The organism is Pseudomonas sp. NFPP25 (assembly GCF_900116505.1).
GTDB classification, from domain to species: Bacteria; Pseudomonadota; Gammaproteobacteria; order Pseudomonadales; family Pseudomonadaceae; genus Aquipseudomonas; species Aquipseudomonas protegens.
Genome location: NZ_FPBG01000003.1, coordinates 531772 through 550098 on the forward strand (window position 1 = coordinate 531772; position 18327 = coordinate 550098).

Below are 18327 nucleotides of genomic sequence, written 5' to 3' on the forward strand. Positions count from 1 at the left end.
CATGATCGGAATGGATCGCCGTACCGGCTTGCCGCTGTCCGGCATCGAGCATTTGCGGCAGTCCATCGAGGACATCCTGACCACGCCCTTGGGCAGCCGGCGGATGCTTCCTGAATACGGCAGCAACCTGCGCCGTTATGTCGACTTGCCGGTGACCGGTGGCTGGAAAAGCGCGGTTCAGGCCGAAGTCGCCCGGGCGCTGTTGCGCTGGGAGCCCCGCTTGAAGCTGGAGCGGGTAAAGGTTGTAGCGGTGGTGGAGGGCCAGGTCAGTTTCCAACTGACGGGCCGCTACCTGGGTAATGACGCGGTTTTGGAGGTGACGGCATGAGCATGCTGGATTTATCGGCACTGCCGGCGCCGCAGGTGCTGGAAACCCTGGATTTTGAAGCGCTGTATCAGGGCAAGCTGGCGACCTTTCGCCGCTATATGGGCGACAACTGGACGGCCAATCTGGAAAGCGATCCGGTCACCAAGCAACTGGAGCTGTCCGCCTACGGCGATATGCTGTTGCGGGCCCGGGTCAACGATGCGGCCAAGGCGCTGCTGCTGGCCCATGCCCAAGGCACGGACCTGGATCAGCTGGCGGCCAACGTCAACCTGCAGCGCCTGGTGATCCAGGCTGGTGACCCGCAAGCGGTGCCGCCTGTAGCGCAGGTCAAGGAAGCCGACGACGCACTGCGCGAGCGTGTCCAACTGGCCTACGAAGGCCTGACCACTGCCGGGCCGCGCAACAGCTACATCCTGCATGCCCGCAATGCCTCGGCCCGGGTGGCGGACGCCGAGGCCGAAAGCCCGTCACCGGCCTGCGTCACGGTTACAGTGTTGAGCCTGGAAGGTGACGGCGCAGCAGCGCCGGAACTGCTGGCGACGGTCGCCGCGGCCCTCAATGATGAGGACGTGCGACCGCTAGGCGATCGGGTCACGGTGAACAGCGCCCAGATACTGCCGTATCGCATCGACGCGGTGCTGCACATGAAAGGGCCGGGCCCGGAAAGCGATGCCGCCCTGGCAGAGGCCGAGCGCAAGCTGGCTGCCTGGGTCAACCCACGCCGGCGCCTGGGCATCGAAGTGGCGCGTTCAGCCATAGATGCCCAACTGCATGTGGCCGGCGTGGCCCGGGTCGAACTGCGGGGTTGGCAGGACATAGTCCCGAGCAAGGCACAGGCCGCGTATTGCACCGGCTACAGCGTTACCTTGGGGAGCTGATATGACCAGCCTGCTGCCAAGCAACAGCACACTCTTGGAACGCGCCCTGGAGGCGACCAACAGCAGCGACACCGCCACCATGTTGCGCACCCTGTACAACCCCTCGACCTGCCCGGTGCACCTGCTGCCACAGCTGGCCTGGGCCTGGTCGGTGGATCGCTGGGACCCGCGCTGGAGCGAGACGGTCAAGCGCAATGCCATTCGCGCCTCGTTCTTCATCCATGCCCGCAAGGGCACCATCGGCGCTTTGCGCCGTGTGGTGGAACCGCTGGGCTACCTGATTGAAGTGGTCGAGTGGTGGCAGATGGCTCCCCAAGGCGAGCCAGCCACCTTTGCCCTGAAAGTCGGGGTGCTGGATACCGGCATCACCGAACAGATGTACCAGGAACTGACCCGGCTGATCGATGACGCCAGGCCGGTGAGCCGGCACATGACGGGCCTTGCCATCAGCCTGGAAACCTCCGGTGTCATCGGTTACGGCGCTTATGTGGACCAGGGTGAAGTACTCGACGTTTACCCCCCGACCCCTCGCGATATTGAAGTGATCGGCCGTTACGGCCAGGTCATGTGCATTGATGAAACAGACACCCTGGATGTGTACTCATGATCGATTCCAACAGTCAGTTCTTCGCCATCCTCACTGCGGTGGGCGAGGCGAAACAGGCCAACGCCACTGCCCTGGGCACGCCCTGGACCTTCAAGGAAATGGCGATCGGCGATGCCAACAGCACCGACCCCATCCCGAACAGAACCCAGACCAAGCTGATCAACGAATGGCGACGTGCCCCGGTCAATCAGGTGCGTACTGATCCGGCCAACCCCAACATCATCATCACCGAACAGGTGATTCCGCCTGATGTCGGCGGGCGCTGGATCCGTGAAATCGGCCTGCTCGACGCAGACGGCGACCTGGTGGCGGTGGCCAACTGCGCACCAAGCTTCAAGCCCCTGCTGGCCCAGGGTACCGGCAAGACCCAGGTCATCCGCATGAACTTCATCGTCGCCAACACTGCGCAGATCGTGTTGAAGATTGATCCGGCGGTGGTGCTGGCCACCCGCGAGTATGTCGACAATGCGGTGATCGAAGCGCTGGCCAAGCTGGACTTCAAGCACTCGGCGCTGGTGGCCACCACCGCCAATATTGCCCTGAGCGGGATTCAGACCATCGACGGCGTACTGCTCCCGGCTGATGCCCGGGTACTGGTGAAAAACCAGGCCCAGGCCAAGGACAACGGGCTGTATGTCGTGTCGCCGACGGGCGTCTGGACCCGTGCCCAGGATGCGGATACCAGCCTGGAGGTCACCCCCGGGCTGTTCGTCAGCATCGAGAAGGGCACGGTCAACGGCGACAGCGTCTGGCAGTTGGTCACCGACGGGGCGATTGTTCTCGGCACCACGCCGCTGACCTTCGAGATGGCGACGGGGCGAACCGGTATCAGCGCGGGCTCCTATGCCAATGTCACGGTCGACAAGTACGGCCGCGTGATTGCAGGTACGAACCCGACCACCCTGGCCGGGCATGGCATCACCGATACTTACACCAAGGCTGAGATCGAGTCGATTGTGGCGCAAGCGTCGTCGTTGCCGGTTGGCTCGATAGTGGCATTTCCCAAGTCGAGCGTGTCGCCGGGGTTCCTTGAGATCGATGGCAGTGTGCAGAGCGCTGCGACCTATCCCGACCTGGCGGTGTACCTGGGGACGACCTTCAACAAGGGCAATGAGGGTGCTGGTAACTTCCGCCTGCCTGAGTCTCGGGGCGAGTTCCTGCGTGGATGGGACCATGGGCGAGGCATGGACCCAGGTCGGGGGTGTGGCACTGCGCAAGAGGATGCCCTGCAAAATATCATTGCGGGGTTGAACGCTAACCCTTCAGCGGCATATCAGTTTTTGGGTGAAGGGGTAACGGCGTCCGGTGCATTTGCGTTGACTGAGCGCATCAGCAATTCGTTTGCTGACGGTGCTGTTACAGATAGACAAGGGAGTTCATTGACTTTCGATGCCAGCCGAGTTGCCCGCACGTCAAACGAAACCCGCCCGCACAACCTTGCGGTCATGTGGTGCATCAAGGCCTGGAGCGCGCCGATCAACCAGGGAAACATTGATGTCTCGGCCCTGGTCCCTTTAGCGGCGCAGTCTACGGAGACTTCTCGCGGGACTGTGACCTTTGCAACAGCAGAACAAGTCATGGCCCGCAATAGCGAGAGAGCAGTGTCCGCACAAAGGTTTGCGGACATGAGTTTTGGGATAAACCAAACTTGGCAAAACGTGCTAGCAATGCGTTCAGCGGGTGTCGGATACGTGAACAGTACCGGCAAGCCTATTTTAGTTAGTGTCGTTTCCAGTACCGCGGACCGTGGCCTGCAGATTCGCGTGGATAACGTAATCGTCTCAAAGCAAGGTCAGGACGGAGGTACTGGCAACGACTATAACTGCGTACAGGCTGTAGTGCCGCCCGGTTCTGTGTATGCCGTGGATTCCCTCGGCGGCGCGGTTATCTCACATTGGGCAGAGCTGAGGGCTTAAAAGTTGGAATACTTTATTGACGAAAAAAACGGTGCGCTTTTTGCGTATGACGATGCGGACGCAGCTGAAAACTTTGCTCCCGCCCATTTAAAGCCAATCACTGAGGACGCGGCCAAGTCCCTAATCGAATTGATCAACCGGCCTTCGCCCATTCCTATGGAAGTGAAGGAGCGCCAATGGCGCGATGATGCGCTGTCGTCGGTTATGTGGCTACGCGACCGGCACCGCGATCAGCTGGAAATTGAGGCCCCCACGACGCTGACAGGCGAGCAATTCCAAGAGCTGCTTGTATACATGCAGTCCTTGCGCGACTGGCCCCAATCCCCACACTTCCCACAGACCGAACACCGCCCGGCAGCTCCATCCTGGATCGCCGAACAAACCCGATAAACGCCCCGCACCGCCGGGGCGTTTTCTTTCCCGCTTCCCACTAATCAATCATCCCTACGAGCCCCCTTCACCCGGGGCTTTTTCATGTCTGGAGTTTATCCATGAGTGGTTTTTTCCACGGCGTTACTGTCACCAACGTCGACACCGGCGCACGCACCATCTCGCTGCCCACGTCTTCGATCATCGGCCTGGTGGATACCTTCACCGAAGGCCCTGACTTCAGCGCCAAGGCCAACGACCTGCTGCTGATCACCAACGAGCGTGAGGCCATTGCGGCCTGGGGCCCGGATGCGGCCATCACCAAGGCCTGCCAGGCCATCTACCAGCGGGCCAAGGCGGTGATCGTCGCTTGCGGCGTGGCCAAGGTGGCGGATGCGGCCGAGCAGACCTCGGCGATCATCGGCGGGGTGCTGGCCGACGGCAAGCGTACCGGCCTGCAAGCCTTGCTGGATGGCAAGAGCCGTTTCAACGCCCAGCCGCGGTTGCTGGTGACCCCCAAGCACAGCTCGACCCAGGCGGTCGGTACTGCGCTGGTGGCCCTGGCCGACAAGCTGCGTGGCCTGGCGATCATTGATGGCCCCAACAGCACCGACGAAGCGGCCATGGCGTATGCCAAGCACTTCGGCGCCAAGCGCGCCTATATGGTCGACCCGGGCATTCAGTACTGGGACAACGGCGCCAGCGCCACCGTCGATGCGCCGGCTTCGGCCTGGGTCGCGGGCCTGTTTGCCTGGACCGACAACGAGTACGGCTTCTGGGCCTCGCCGTCGAACAAGGAGTTTGTCGGCATCACCGGCACTGCGCGTGCCATCGAGTTCCTGGACGGCGATGAAACCTGCCGCGCCAACCTGCTGAACAACGCCAACATCACCACCATCATTCGTGATGAAGGTTTTCGCCTATGGGGCAACCGCACGCTGTCCAGCGATCCGAAGTGGGCCTTTGTCACCCGGGTACGGACCATGGACATCGTCATGGACGCGATCCTCTACGGCCACAAATGGGCAGTGGACCGCTCGATCACCGCGACCTACGTCAAGGACGTCACCGAGGGCCTGCAGGCGTTCATGCGTGATCTGAAGAACCAGGGCGCGATCATCAACTTCGAGGTCTACGCCGACACCGAACTCAACACCGCCAGCCAGCTGGAGCAGGGCAAGGTGTACTGGAACATCCGCTTCACCGACGTGCCACCGGCCGAAAACCCCAACTTCCGCGTCGAGGTCACCAACCAGTGGCTGACCGAAGTCCTCGAACACACCGCTTAAGGAGCAGCAGCAATGGCAATGATTCCCGAAACCCTGGCGAACATGAACCTGTTCGTCGATGGCATCAGCTTTCAAGGCGACGTGCCGAGCCTGACCCTGCCCAAGTTGACCCTCAAGACCGAGGAACATCGGGTCGGCGGCATGGATGTGCCCGTCGAGCTGGACATGGGCATGGAGAAGCAGGAAGCCGGCTTCACCACCACCGGTGTGCGCCGCGAGTCGCTGAAGATGTTCGGCCTGGCCGATGGCAGCGGTTTCAACGGCGTGTTCCGTGGCGCCTTCAAGGGCCTCAAGGGCAAGGTCACGCCGGTGATCGTGACCCTGCGCGGCTTGCTCAAGGAAGTCGACATGGGCGATTGGAAATCCGGCGACAAGGCCGAGGTCAAGCACAACGTGGCCCTGACCTACTACAAGCTGGAAGTCGATGGTCGCTTGATCTACGAGATCGATGCCCTGGGCATGAAGCGCGTGATCAACGGCGTCGACCAACTGGCCGCGCAACGTTCTGCCCTGGGCCTGTAAGGAAAAAACATGCCTCAAGCAATCGACAAGACCCCGTCCTGGATGACCCTGAGCAGCGACAGCGTGGTGCTGGCGCTGAGCAAACCGGTGGAGATGAATGGCGTGGTCTGCGACAAGGTCACCTTGCGCGCCCCCACCGTGCGTGATGTGCGTGCGGCCAACTCCGGAGCTGCCGGCGATGATGAACAGCGCGAACTGATGCTGTTTGCCAGCCTGGCGCAAATCAGTGCCAAGGATCTGGAGGGCATGGCGCTCAAGGACTATCAGCGCCTGCAGGCCGGCTATTTTCGCCTGGTGCAAGACGACGAGCTTTGACCCTGCGGTGATGAAGATGGCGGCGAAGCGGCTCGCCAGCGAGCTGCATTTCGCCGCCGAGGAAATCATGACCATGAGGTTTTCTGACATGGTCTGGTGGCTCACGGATTGAGCCCGTCACCCAAGGAGCAGGAGAAGCAGATGGCGAACAAGCTGGAATCAGGGCTGGTGGTGGTGGGTACCGCCCTCAGTTCGACGTGGGACGCCGCCTTCAAGATGTTGGAAGGCCGGATCAAGCAACTGGAGCAGCAGGGCAGCAAGGCCCGGGTACTGGAAAAGACCATTGGCCAGACCCTGCGCCTGCAGGATGAATGGAAAAAGGCCCATGACACCGGTGCTGCATCTGCCGCCGGGCTGTTGCGCCGGTTGGAACAGAGCCGTGATGGCCTGCGCCAGCAAGGTGTGCAGGTAGATAAACTGCGTCAGGAATATCAGGCGCTGGGTAAGGTGGCCCGGGGCTCCGCTCTGCAGGCCCGGGGGCACCAGCAGATCGACCAGGGCAAGGCCGACTTCAAGGCGGCGTATGGCTTGGCCAAGGACGGGGTCGGCAAGCTGGCCATTCCGGTCAAGATCAATGCCGACTATCAGGCGCTGATCCGTGACATCGCTATCAAGGCCGGTGTGGCCAATCAACCTCAGGAAGCGCAGCTGAGCCGCAGCGTCGTTCAGACTTCACGGAATACGGGAATGGCCCGCAACGAGGTGGCGGCTCTGGTGGGGCAGATGACTGCCAAGGGCATGTCGCTGGACAAGGCGCAAGGTTACGCGGGGCTTGCGGCCAGGTTCGCGGTGGGGCAGGGCGCGGGTATCGAAGATACGTCGAACCTGATGCGGGCCCTTGAGCTGAAGGCCGGGATCAGCGACCCCAAGGTCATGGAGCAGGCCCTGGAGGCCATCGCCTTGCAGGGGCAGGCGGGCAATTTCGAGGCCGCCGACATGGCGCGCTTGCTCCCGGCGCTGCTCGAGAGCGCGAGCGGGGAGGGGCTCACCGGCATGGATGCGGTGAGCCAGCTGGGCTCGATGCTGCAAGTGCAGATGAACACCGCGGGCGGTGCTGATCAGGCCGCCGGTCAACTGCAGAACTGGATCGAGAAAATCGGTTCCAGTGAGGCGGTCAAGGCTTACGAAGATGCCGGCATTGATTATCAGGCGTCGCTGAACACCGGTATCCAGAAGGGTATGTCGAGCCTGGAGGCGAGCTTTGCCCTGGCCATGCGCTATGTCAGGGCCATCGACCCGGCCAAGGCCGCGAAGATGGCCGAGGCCCAGGCGCAGATCAGCAAGGAAACCGATCCGGCGAAGGCCAAGTCCATGCTCGAGGCTCTGGAAGAGTCCCTGCGTACCGGTGACCTGTTCACCGATATGCAGATCAAGGCGGCCTTGCTGGCTCACACCCAGGGCCGGCAGCAATACGAGCAACTGAAGAAGGACTCGTTGAGTGCTTCGGGGGTTATCGACAAGAACCTGGCCGAGCGTCGGCAAGCCTCCGCCCAGCTGTGGAAGGAAACCGCGCAGGCGGTCGACCGTGGCATGCTTGCCGTGGGGAAGGCCCTGCAACCGGCCACGGATCTGGTGGCCCAAAGCATCACGCTGGTGGTCGGCAAGCTGACCGAACTGGCGGAGAAGGCACCCTCATTGGTACTGGGGGTGACTGCCCTGGGCGCCGCTTATGTCGCGGTGAAAAAGCTGATGGCTGTCTACACCATTGGCAAGGGCCTGCTGAATGTCGCTCGAGGTTCACTGCAGGTTGGCCGCAAAATGGCGAAGCGCTCCTCTGGTGGCACTGCGAGCGGTATCGACTGTTGTGCGCCCATGCTCGATTGCGGCCCGGACAAAAAACGCCGCAAGGGCCGTGGCGGGCGCAAGACGCCCAGGCGCGAGCCTCGTTCGAGGGGCATGGGCAGTAAAGGCTTCAAGAGCCCTTTGACGCCCAGCGGCCTGGAGAGAGTGGCCAGAGGGGCTGCCACCTCTGGTGCCGTAATGAAAGGCGCCGGTTCCCTGGCCAAGGGAGTCGCGCCCTTGCTCAAGGGCGGTGCGATCCTTTCGGTGCTCGGTGCAGGCTTCCAGGTGGCGGACACTTACCTGAATGCCCAGACCCAGGATGAAAAAGCCGAAGGCTACGGCGAGGCGGCGGGCAATCTTGCTGGCGCCGCCGCGGGTGCAGCAGCAGGGGCGGCCATTGGCTCCGTGGTGCCGGTGATCGGCACGGTGATTGGCGGGCTGGTGGGCGGCGCCCTGGGTGCCTGGGGCGGTTCGGCCGCCGGTGGCGCCTTGGGTAAAAAGCTGTTCGGCTCCGACGAGTCGCTCAAGCACTTGCCCGCCGCCGGTCCGCTGATGATGCGCAACGCTGGACAGAACATCCCGCCGGTCATGGGCGATATCGCCAAATCCTTCCAGAAAGGCCAGACGCCCCCGCTGATGGGGCAGGCGGCGCGCTCGATGCTCAGCCCATCGTCGTCTGCTGCGGCGCCGGCCACGATCACCGCGCCGGAGTCGCTCAAACCCCAGGTACCTCCAGTCATCGAGCAGCAGTTCAGCTTCGCGCCCTACTTGTCGATCTCGGTCCAGGGTGATGTGCGCGACCCCGCGCAACTGGCCCGGGAACTGGAACCCCACCTGCGCTGGCAGTTCGACGAGTTCAGCCGCCAAGCTGCCGCTCGCCAGCTGTTCGACGCCGCACACGTTTAAGGAGATCGCATGGCTTACATGGAACAGCTGCAATCGGGGCTGGGTTCCCTGGTGGCGGCAGCGGAAGCGGGGCGGCGCAGTGCTGATGAAATGCTCGGGCCCATGAACGGCGCCATCAGCGACATCAGCGGCGCCGCCCTGGAGCTTGAAAGCCTGCCCGTTGTCGGGCCGGCGCTGGGCGCCAAACTGCAACGCACGATGCGCAGTATCGGTGCGGCGCAGTCGGTGGTGGGGGAAGTCGCGGCCAAGTACAGCCAGGCAGTGACCGTGGCCGGGCAGATGCAGCAGCGTCTTGGCGCCTTGCAGGAACAGGTGGCCAAGGCCGGCGCGGCAATCAATCGGATCGGCGGGCAGATCAGTCCTTCCCTGGGCAACATCTTCCCGACCGCCGCATTTGCCGAACAGACCACTCCGGCGGCCGAGGCGGTGAAGCCCTTCGCGCACCTGTTGATCCTGCAACCGCTCGGGGCGGGCGCCCAGCCTTACTACTTCAACGTCGATACCGCAGCCTTCGAGGCGCTGCGCCGGCAGAGCGGATTCCGCTGGGCCGGTCAGGAGCGCTTGAGCCGTAGTGTCGCCCAGCAGGCGGTGGGCCAGGGTGAAGAGCGGATCTCTCTCAAAGGCACGGTGTTTCCCGGGTTCAAGGGCGGCCTGGGGCAGTTGCAGACCTTGCGCAGCATCGGGCGGCGCTTGCAGCCGCTGAGCCTGACCACCGGCTACGGCGAAGTGCTGGGCACCTGGTGCCTGACCAGTATCGAGGAAGATCAGAGCCACCTGCTGGCCGGCGGTATCCCGCGCAAACAAGGTTTTTCATTGGAGTTCGTAAGCTATGGCGACGACTTGCAGAACGTCTGACGGGGATCTGCTCGATACCTTGTGTTACCAGTATTACGGCCACCTCAACGGCTGTGTCGAAGCGGTGCTGGACGCCAACCAGGGGTTGGCCGACGAGGTACAGCCGTTTCGCGCCGGGCTGCTGATCCGGCTGCCGGAGCTGCCGGCCCGGGCCGAGGCCAGGGTCCAGCTATGGGATTGAGCCCCAACCCCTTTACCCAACCCCGTCGAGCACGGGGTTGGCTTTTTCTGGAGTACGGCACATGACCCCAGCGTTTCGCATCGTCGCCGATGGCCGGGACATCACCGCGCAGATCAACGACCGCTTGCTGAGCCTGCGCACCACGGACAAGCCCGGCCTGGAGTCGGATGAATTCGAGCTGCGCATCGATGACCGCGACGGCGCCGTGGCGCTGCCCCGGCGCGGCGCGAGCATTGAAGTGTTCCTCGGTTACGCCGGCCAGGAGCTGACTCGCCTGGGGCGCTACACCGTGGACGAAGTGGTGGTGAACGGGCCGCCCGATACGCTCGAGATCCGTGGCAAGGCCAGCGACATGCGCGGCAGTGGCAAGACCACCCGCAGCGGCAGTTGGGAGAACGTTGCGCTGCAGCTCATCGTCCGTGACCTGGCGGCGCGCAATGGATGGCAGCCGGTCTGCCCGCTCGCCATCAAGGTGCCGCGCATCGATCAGCTCAACGAGTCGGATTTCAACTTCATCACCCGCCTGGCCCGGCAATACGACTGCACCGCCAAGGTGGCCGAAGGCAAGCTGCTGGTGTTGCCCCGCCAGGCCGGGCAGAGCGCGAGCGGCAAGGCCCTGGGGGTTGTCACCCTCGGGCGTGGCGATGTCAGCCGCTACCAGTTCCGCCTGAGTGACGGCAGCACCCACAAGGCAGTGCAGACCCGGCACCAGGACCCCAGGAGCGGAAAGTTGCGGGTCATCGACCTGGGTAACGATGGTTCGCCGGATGATTCGCCTGCCGTGCACACCGACCGCCACCTCTACCCGAACCAGTCTGCCGCCGAGCAGGCCGCCAAGGCGCGCCTGGCGGCCTTCAACCGCAGCACCGCCAGCCTGCGCCTGGACCTTGCGGGGCGCACCGATCTGTTCGCCGAGCGAATGATCAATGCCCAGGGCTTCAAGGCCGGGCTCGACGGTGACTATCTGGTGGACTCGGTCGAACAGTTGTTCACCCAGGCCGGATGGACGACCACGGTCCAGTGCAACGGCGGCAAGCAAGGCAAGGCCAAGGCCAAGGGCAAGCCGCCCCAGGCCCGCAAACCCCTCAGGGTCGAGCAGCTTTGAGCCTTGATCACATTTCCCGCTGATGAGGCAACCCGCCCACAGGAGTATTCATGAAACCAGGCATCACCCTGGCGATCCGGCATTTTCTCCGGACCTTGATCGTCGGCTGCAGCCTGCTGCTGGCCACTGCCGCCCATACGGAACCCTTTGTCCTGGCCTATACCGACGGCCAGGTCGAAGCGTCCTACAGCAATCTGCAGGCGTTCCACCGCAACCTGTCCGCCGTCGGCCTGGGCAGCACTTACGGCCTGACCGTCACCGGCAAGCTGCATCAGGACGGCATGAACGAAACCACGCAGAACATCATCCGCTTTGCCAAGAGCCAATCCCTGCCGCTGTACCCGACTGTTTCCGACTACAACGAAGACATCGGCGCCTTCGACCCGGCTATTTCCCATTCCATCCTCAACGACCGGGCCTTGAGCGCCGGCACCGTCAAGCAGTTGGTCAAGCTGGCCAAAGAGGGCGGATTCGCCGGCATCAACCTGGACTTCGAGAAGGTCGAACCCAGGAATCGCGCCGCGTTTTGCGCCTTCGTCAAAACCCTGGGCAACGCCCTGCATGCCGGCAACAAGAAGCTGATCATCAGCATCCCGCCCAAGCTCAGCGAGACCGAGCCTGAGTACCTGCAGGGCTACGACTACAAGGCCCTGGGCGCGGCGGTGGACTACTTCCAGGTGATGACCTACGACCAGGTCGGGCCGGGCTGGAGCAGCGGCGGCTTTCACAATGAAGCCTGGCCCGGCCCCGAATCGGGCTTCGACTGGCAGCAGGCGCTGCTCAGTTACGCCGTTTCCCGAGTCCCGGCGAGCAAGGTCCTGGCGGGGCTGCCCACATACGGCCAGGACTACAGCATCGGCAACCGGGTGCACTGGTCGGCCTATCAGGAAATCATTGCCGAGCACCGGGCAGCCATTCACCGGGATGCCGCTTCTGCGACGCCTTATGCCACCTGGGGCCCGGTCAAGAGCTTCGCCGATGGCGTGGAATGGACCCCGGAACGAGCGCAACCCGTGCTCTGGTACGACGATGCCGCCAGCATCAAGACCAAGACCGCCCTGGTGACCAGGTTGGGCCTGGGCGGCACCAGCGTCTGGGCCATGGGCTATGAAAATGCCGGGTTCTGGGCCGCGCTGCAGTCAGGGCTCAAGGCCAGCAATGAGCTCTTGCCGACCGGGCGGGAGTGACTGGCCGGATGGGCTCTGGAGCTGGCTGCCACAGATTCTGCAGCACGCCTGGGGCCGTGATTCCAGGGCGCTTTTGCGAAACCCGTTTCGACGGGTTTTTTCATGCCCGGCAGAAACAAGCCTCACCGCAGCCTCATCCCGTTCCAGGAGCCTTGTCATGAAACTCTCGGCTGTTCTCGATCAGCTACAAGCACAGTGCCCGAGCTTTACCGGGCGCATCATTGTCGGCACCCATGCCGATTCTGCCTCAGGCGTTGGTGCGCCAATGCCAGCCGCCTATCTGGCGCCCAGCAACGATCTGGCCAGTGCCAGCGCCGGGCAGAACATCATTCGCCAGACCATCCGCGACCGCTTCGACGTGGTCCTGGCGCTTGGCGCCGCCGAGCCTGCAAAAGCGCTGAATCCGCTGCACGACCTACGCGCCGAACTCTGGCGTGCCCTGGTCGGTTTCAAACCCGGCGCCGAGTACAACCCGATCCAATACGACGGCGGTGAACTGGTGTCGTTCGACGCCACCCGCCTGCTGTACCGCCTGCGCTTTTTCGCCGAGTTCCAGCTGGGGCGCAACCTGCCCGGCCAGCCGGCGGAAACCTGGCATGAGCGTGAACTCGACGGCTTGCCGTCCTTGACCGGGGTCACGGTGCGGGTCGATGCCATCGATCCGGCGGACCCTAATCTGCAACGCCCAGGGCCCGATGGGCGCCTGGAGCTGACTTTTTCAGGAGAGCTGAAGCAATGAGCAAACGCATCACCGTGCTGCCGGTCGCCGGCCGCGCCGTACCGGACCCGGAAGCGGGCGATCTGCTGCCCGCTTCCGGCCGTGAAGTGTCGGACAGCGCCTGGTGGCGCCGGCGTCTGGCCGATGGCGATATCACTAGCAAAGCCGTGAAAGCGGCGAAATCTCAAGGAGCCAAATAATGGCGATCGGTTTCAGCAATATCCCGGCGGACATCCGTGTGCCGCTGTTCTACGCCGAGATGGACAATTCGGCGGCCAATAGCGCGTCCTCGGCCATGCGTCGTCTGATCGTCGCCCAGGTCAACGACAATCAGGCCGGCGACGATCTCGGCAAACTGGTGCTGGTGTCCAGCGTGGCCCTGGCCAAGAGCATCGGCGGCCAGGGCTCGATGCTCGCTTCGATGTACGAAACCTGGCGCAAGACCGACCCGGTGGGCGAGATCTGGTGCCTGCCGCTGCACAGCACCGAGGGCAGCGTGGCCAAGGCCGAGCTGAAGATCAGCGGTAGCGCCAGCGCCGCCGGCCTGCTTAATCTGTACGTCGGTGGGGTGCGGGTGCAAGCCTCCATCGTCAGCGGCGCCAGTGCCGCACAAGCGGCCAGCGCCCTGGCCTTGAAGGTCAACGCTGCAGTAGATCTGCCGGTGACCGCCACCGCGGCCGAGGGCACTGTGACCCTGAACGCCAAGTGGACCGGCGACAGCGGCAACGACATCAGCCTGCAACTCAATCGCCTGGGCAAGAGCAATGGCGAAGAAACCCCGGCGGGCCTGACTCTGGTGCTGGGCAAGATGGCCGGTGGCACCGGTGCGCCGGATCAGGTCGCGGCGCTGGCCGCCCTGGGCGACGAGCCGTTCGAGTTCATCTGCATGCCCTGGACCGATACCGACAGCTTGAATGCCTGGCAAGCGGTGATGGACGACAACACCGGCCGCTGGTCCTGGGCCAAGCAGCTGTTCGGCCATGTCTACAGCGCCAAGCGCGGCACCGTCGGCACCCTGGTGGCGGCCGGCCAGGCACGCAACGACCAGCACATCACCATCCAGGCTCTGGAAGGCGGCGTGCCGCAACCGGTGTGGGTCCAGGCCGCCGCCCTGGCGGCGCGGACTTCGGTGTTCATCTCCGCCGATGCCAGCCGCCCGACCCAGAGCGGCAGCCTGCCGGGCGTAGACCCGGCACCGGCCAGCGAGCGCTTCACCCTCACCGAGCGCCAGTCGCTGCTGAGCTACGGCATCGCCACCGCCTACTACGAAGGCGGCTACATGCGCATTCAGCGGGCGATCACCACCTACCAGAAGAACGCCTACGGCCAGGCCGACAACTCCTACCTGGACAGCGAAACCATGCACCAGTCGGCGTTCATCGTGCGCCGCCTGCAAAGCGTGATCACCAGCAAATACGGGCGCCACAAGCTGGCTGCCGACGGCACTCGTTTCGGCGCCGGCCAGCCGATCGTTACCCCGAGCACCATTCGCGGTGAGCTGATTGCCCAGTACGCCAAGCTGGAGCTGGAGGGCCATGTGGAGAACGCCGAGCTGTTCGCCGAGCACCTGATCGTCGAACGCGATGTGCAGGACCCGAGCCGGGTCAACGTGCTGTTCCCGCCGGACTACATCAACGGCCTGCGAGTGTTCGCGCTGCTCAACCAATTCCGCCTGCAGTACGACGCGGCGGCCTGAGCCGGACCTGCATCGCTGCGCTTTTTCAGCCCGCCTTGAGCGGGCTTATTTTTTGGGAGAAACAACATGGGTCAACTGATCGCGGGCACCTGCTACGTCAAAGTGGACGGCGCTCAACTGACCATCAGCGGCGGCTGCGAAGCACCACTGATGGCCGTCAAGCGGGAAACCGTGGTTCCGGGCTTCTACAAGGAAACCGACCTCACGCCGTCGTTCAAAGTCACCGCGCTGCACACCCCGGACTTTCCGCTCAAGCAACTGATCGAAGGCGTCGACATGACCGTCACCTGCGAGTTCGCCAACGGCAAGGTCTACGTACTGGCCGGTGCCTACCTGGTGGACGAGCCTATTGCCAAGGGCGACGACGCCAGCATCGAGCTGAACTTCGAAGGGCAGAAGGGGACCTGGCAATGAGCAACACGGTGAAGCTGCAGGTGCCCATCGAGGCCCACGGCGAGCCCCTGGCCGAACTCAGCCTGCGCCGCCCGACGGTGCAGGAAGTACGGGCGATCAAGGCGCTGCCGTACAAGATCGACAAGAGCGAAGAGGTCAGCCTCGACATGGACGTCGCGGCCAAATACATCGCGGTCTGCGCCGGCATTCCACCGTCCTCGGTGAACCAGCTCGACCTGGTGGACCTCAACGCCCTGAGCTGGGCGGTGGCGAGTTTTTTCATGAGTGCGGCATCGCAGCCATCGCCGACCTGATCGCTGTCGCCTATGACCTGGCCTGGTTCTGGAAGGTCGACCCCGAACAGATGATGGCCAGGCCACTGGATGTGCTCCGCGAATCCCTGGAGCACGCGCAACGGATCAATGCGATGCAGCAGGTGCAGTGATGGCAGACACACAAACCGTAGAGAAGAAGTCGGTGCTGTTGACCGGCATAGACCAACTGTCACCCAAACTCGTCGCCCTTCAAGGCAAGGTCGACTCGTTCAAGAAAAACCTTGAGCAGACCGGGTTGGGCAAGCTGGATATCAGCGGGCTGTTCAAGGGCGGCAGCCTGATCACCCCGTTTCTGGACGGGATCAAGGCCTGCGATGCGTTCAAGGGCAAGCTGGCCGAAGTCGGCGACTCCAGCGCGCCGGCTGATGCGGCCAAAGGCATGAATGTATTCAGTCAGTCGATGGCCAAGGTGTCCTCGGCCATTGATGCCGCCCTGGCGCCGGCAGTGGGGGCGCTGGTGGTCGGTCTGGAGCCCATGCTCAACAGTGTGGGGACGCTGCTCGACGACAACCCCAAGCTGGTTGAGGGGCTGGCGATGGGCGCCATTGCCTTCTCGGCGATGCAAACCGCCGTGACCGGGGCGACCCAGGTGCTCGATCTGATGGGCACCGTGACCAAGGCCAGCCCGGTGATGCTGATTGCCATGGGCATTGCACTGGCCGCCGGGGTGATCATTGCCAACTGGACGCCGATCTCGGCCTTTTTCGTCAGCCTCTGGGAAGGTGTGAAGAGCTTTGCGGCGCAGGCGATGGAGGTGCTCAGTACTCTGTTCGGCTGGACGCCCCTGGGCACGCTGATTGGCAACTGGGGGGCGATCACGGCGTTCTTTGCCGGGCTCTGGGACAGTATCCAGGCGATGACGGCTTCGATCGTCGGCTTCCTCAAGGAGGTGTTCTCCTGGTCGCCTCTGGGACTGATCATCAATAACTGGGCAGGGCTGACGGGGCTATTCGCCTCTATCTGGGAATCCCTCAAGGCCTTGACGGTACCGGCGATGGCCTTTCTAAAAGGCCTGTTCGACTGGGGGCCGATGGACATGATCACCAGGAGCTGGGGGGCAGTCACCGGCTTCTTCGCGTCGATCTGGGCGGGGCTGCAACCGGGCATCGACGGGGTCAAGAAAGTCCTGCAAACCCTGTTCGACTTTTCCCCGCTGGTGATCCTCTACAACAATTGGGGCGCGGTCACGGGCTTCTTCGGTTCGATCTGGGCCGAGCTGCAACCGGGTATCGACTCGATCAGGAAGGCCATCGAGGCCCTGTTCGACTGGTCGCCGATGGAGCTGATCATGACCAACTGGGCCCCCATCGCCGATTGGTTTTCCGGGCTGTGGAGCCAGCTTCAAGCGCTGATGGTGCCGATCAAGGAGCTGTTCGAGGGCGGCTTCGGCGGGCTGATTGCCACGGTCACCGCCAAGGTCGAAGGCTTTACCGAAGCGCAAAAGCAGATCAACGCCGAGGGTAAAGGCGGGCTGGCATCACCCTTTGCCGCAACCCAGGGCAGCTCGCTGACCCAGAATTCCAGTGCGCTGATCCAGCAGAACGCCGCGAACAACCGCACCCAACTCGAAGGCGGTTTGACCCTGCGCTTCGAAAACGCCCCGGCTGGCCTGCGCGCCGAACAGGCCACGACCAATCAACCGGGTTTGAACATCGCTTCGACCCTGGGCTATCGCTCACTTTCCCTAGGAGGTTCCCATGGCGGATAACTGGCGTGATCGTTTGTTGCCCGCATCCTTTCGCGGCGTGCCCTTCTGGGTCGACCAGGCGAAAACCCCGGTGGGGCAAAAAGGCCAGTTGCATGAGTACCCGCAGCGCGACCAGCCGTTTTTCGAGGGCCTTGGCCAGCAGGCGAAAGTCCATGACCTGACGGCCTTCATCGTCGGCGCCGATTGCCTGGAGCAGCGCGACAGGCTGCTCAAGGCCCTGGAGGAGGGCAGCGGCGAGCTGGTGCATCCGTGGCTTGGACGGATGCAGGTCAAGGTCGGCGAGTGCGAGATGACCCAGAGCCGCCAGGATGGTGGCCTGGTGACCTTCAGCCTGAAGTTCTACCCGGACCAGCCGCTGCGCTTTCCTTCGGCGGTGGTCAACACCCAGCAGCAGGTGCTGGTGGCCAGTGATACCTTGCTGGGCTCGGCGGTGCTGCGGTTCGAGTTCGCCACCAACCTGATCAAGCAGGCGCGGATCGGCGTGGATTCGCTGCGCAAGGGATTGACCGAGGTGTACGCGGTCATCGAACACGAGTTCAAGCCGCTGATCGAGTTCTATGGCGACCTCAACACCCTGGTCAAGGCGGTCAAGGAAATACCCAAGGAGCTGAGCACGGAGTTCAAGGGGTTGCTGGAGGATGTACGCGGGCTCAAGGATTTTGCCCGCACCGGCTATCGGCAGATGCTCGCCGATATTTCCCAGCAGGTGGAGGCGGCCAGGCGCATCGATGCGCCCAAGCTGACCACCGGCAAGGACACCACCGCGGCGGCCGAGGCGGTAGCGAACCTGGTCCAGGATGCGTTGCTGGTGCAGATCGCCCGGTTGGTGTCGGCCTTGCCGGTGGCCACGCCCGTGGTGAAGCTCAAGAGCACGCCGCCCCTGGCGCAGCAGGCCAGCCAGCCGGTGCAGCGCCTGGAGGTGCCGGTGGCCGACGATGTACTGGCCCTGCGTGACCAGCTCAACGAAGTGATCTGGCAAGCCGCGCTCAAGGCCGACCCGATGCATTACCAGGCGCTCAACACCCTGCGCCAGCAACTGCAGGGCCATCTCAATGCAGTGGCTTCGTCCGGGGTACGGCTGGTCAGCCTCAGCCCCAAAAGCAGCATGCCGGCGCTGGTCCTGGCTTATGAGCGGTTTGCCGATGCGACGCGTGTCGGTGAAGTGGTACAGCGCAACCGGGTGGCCCATCCGGGCTTCCTGCCGCCGGCCGATCTGCAGATTGCGCGGGAGTGACCC

Annotated in this window: 20 protein-coding genes; all 20 read left to right on the forward strand. The window is 63.4% G+C overall.

The features are described 5' to 3' along the window. Position 1 precedes the first annotated feature (1 nt). The 20 genes from BM382_RS14435 (at position 2) to BM382_RS14530 (ending at position 18324) form a co-directional block, all read left to right on the forward strand. Positions 2-328 carry a GPW/gp25 family protein gene (locus tag BM382_RS14435; protein ID WP_015634349.1) on the forward strand — a complete coding sequence of 109 codons (327 nt, stop codon included), beginning with the start codon at positions 2-4 and terminating at the stop codon, positions 326-328. Continuing rightward, entirely contained in the window at positions 325-1206 is an 882-nt protein-coding gene (locus BM382_RS14440) for a baseplate assembly protein (protein WP_053156560.1), read from the forward strand. The genes BM382_RS14435 and BM382_RS14440 overlap by 4 nt, the downstream gene beginning before the upstream one ends. A 1-nt stretch (position 1207) precedes the next feature. After that, positions 1208-1813, forward strand: a complete 606-nt coding sequence (locus BM382_RS14445) for a phage tail protein I (RefSeq protein WP_019093190.1) — start codon at positions 1208-1210, stop codon at positions 1811-1813. Continuing rightward, positions 1810-3729: a phage tail-collar fiber domain-containing protein gene (locus BM382_RS14450; RefSeq protein WP_019093189.1), complete on the forward strand. Its 1920-nt coding sequence runs from the start codon at positions 1810-1812 to the stop codon at positions 3727-3729. Before BM382_RS14445 ends, BM382_RS14450 begins: the two co-directional genes overlap by 4 nt. 3 nt (positions 3730-3732) lie before the next feature. Then, a complete protein-coding gene (locus tag BM382_RS14455; RefSeq protein WP_019093188.1) occupies positions 3733-4119 on the forward strand; it encodes a phage tail assembly chaperone in 387 nt (128 codons plus the stop codon). A gap of 101 nt (positions 4120-4220) precedes the next feature. Beyond that, positions 4221-5387, forward strand: a complete 1167-nt coding sequence (locus BM382_RS14460; protein WP_015634354.1) for a phage tail sheath subtilisin-like domain-containing protein — start codon at positions 4221-4223, stop codon at positions 5385-5387. Between the two features lie 12 nt (positions 5388-5399). After that, positions 5400-5909, forward strand: coding sequence for a phage major tail tube protein (locus BM382_RS14465; protein WP_015634355.1), 510 nt, complete (start codon positions 5400-5402; stop codon positions 5907-5909). Positions 5910-5918: 9 nt separating this feature from the next. Further along, a complete protein-coding gene (locus BM382_RS14470) occupies positions 5919-6224 on the forward strand; it encodes a phage tail assembly protein (RefSeq protein WP_072443143.1) in 306 nt (101 codons plus the stop codon). 141 nt (positions 6225-6365) lie between these two features. Beyond that, entirely contained in the window at positions 6366-8912 is a 2547-nt protein-coding gene (locus BM382_RS14475) for a phage tail tape measure protein (RefSeq protein WP_072443145.1), read from the forward strand. A gap of 9 nt (positions 8913-8921) precedes the next feature. After that, positions 8922-9767 carry a phage tail protein gene (locus BM382_RS14480; RefSeq protein WP_015634358.1) on the forward strand — a complete coding sequence of 282 codons (846 nt, stop codon included), beginning with the start codon at positions 8922-8924 and terminating at the stop codon, positions 9765-9767. After that, positions 9742-9948 carry a tail protein X gene (locus BM382_RS14485; protein ID WP_015634359.1) on the forward strand — a complete coding sequence of 69 codons (207 nt, stop codon included), beginning with the start codon at positions 9742-9744 and terminating at the stop codon, positions 9946-9948. The genes BM382_RS14480 and BM382_RS14485 overlap by 26 nt, the downstream gene beginning before the upstream one ends. Positions 9949-10009: 61 nt before the next feature. Beyond that, a complete protein-coding gene (locus BM382_RS14490; protein WP_053156574.1) occupies positions 10010-11053 on the forward strand; it encodes a phage late control D family protein in 1044 nt (347 codons plus the stop codon). Positions 11054-11103: 50 nt separating this feature from the next. Then, positions 11104-12240 carry a glycosyl hydrolase family 18 protein gene (locus BM382_RS14495; RefSeq protein ID WP_072443147.1) on the forward strand — a complete coding sequence of 379 codons (1137 nt, stop codon included), beginning with the start codon at positions 11104-11106 and terminating at the stop codon, positions 12238-12240. 157 nt (positions 12241-12397) lie between these two features. Then, a complete protein-coding gene (locus BM382_RS14500; RefSeq protein WP_072443149.1) occupies positions 12398-12979 on the forward strand; it encodes a phage tail terminator protein in 582 nt (193 codons plus the stop codon). Continuing rightward, positions 12976-13158, forward strand: a complete 183-nt coding sequence (locus BM382_RS14505; protein ID WP_011059562.1) for a DUF2635 domain-containing protein — start codon at positions 12976-12978, stop codon at positions 13156-13158. The genes BM382_RS14500 and BM382_RS14505 overlap by 4 nt, the downstream gene beginning before the upstream one ends. Further along, a complete protein-coding gene (locus tag BM382_RS14510) occupies positions 13158-14654 on the forward strand; it encodes a phage tail sheath subtilisin-like domain-containing protein (protein ID WP_072443151.1) in 1497 nt (498 codons plus the stop codon). The genes BM382_RS14505 and BM382_RS14510 overlap by 1 nt, the downstream gene beginning before the upstream one ends. Before the next feature lie 66 nt (positions 14655-14720). Next, positions 14721-15068 carry a phage tail tube protein gene (locus BM382_RS14515; RefSeq protein WP_011059564.1) on the forward strand — a complete coding sequence of 116 codons (348 nt, stop codon included), beginning with the start codon at positions 14721-14723 and terminating at the stop codon, positions 15066-15068. Continuing rightward, the gene (locus BM382_RS14520) at positions 15065-15361 is read left to right on the forward strand and encodes a phage tail assembly protein (protein ID WP_011059565.1); all 297 of its coding nucleotides are present in this window, start codon (positions 15065-15067) and stop codon (positions 15359-15361) included. Before BM382_RS14515 ends, BM382_RS14520 begins: the two co-directional genes overlap by 4 nt. Positions 15362-15491: 130 nt before the next feature. Beyond that, positions 15492-17090 (forward strand): phage tail tape measure protein, encoded by a 1599-nt coding sequence (locus BM382_RS14525; protein WP_072443153.1) that lies wholly within the window; start codon positions 15492-15494, stop codon positions 17088-17090. Beyond that, positions 17080-18324, forward strand: a complete 1245-nt coding sequence (locus tag BM382_RS14530; protein ID WP_011059567.1) for a DNA circularization protein — start codon at positions 17080-17082, stop codon at positions 18322-18324. The genes BM382_RS14525 and BM382_RS14530 overlap by 11 nt, the downstream gene beginning before the upstream one ends. Positions 18325-18327: the final 3 nt, after the last annotated feature.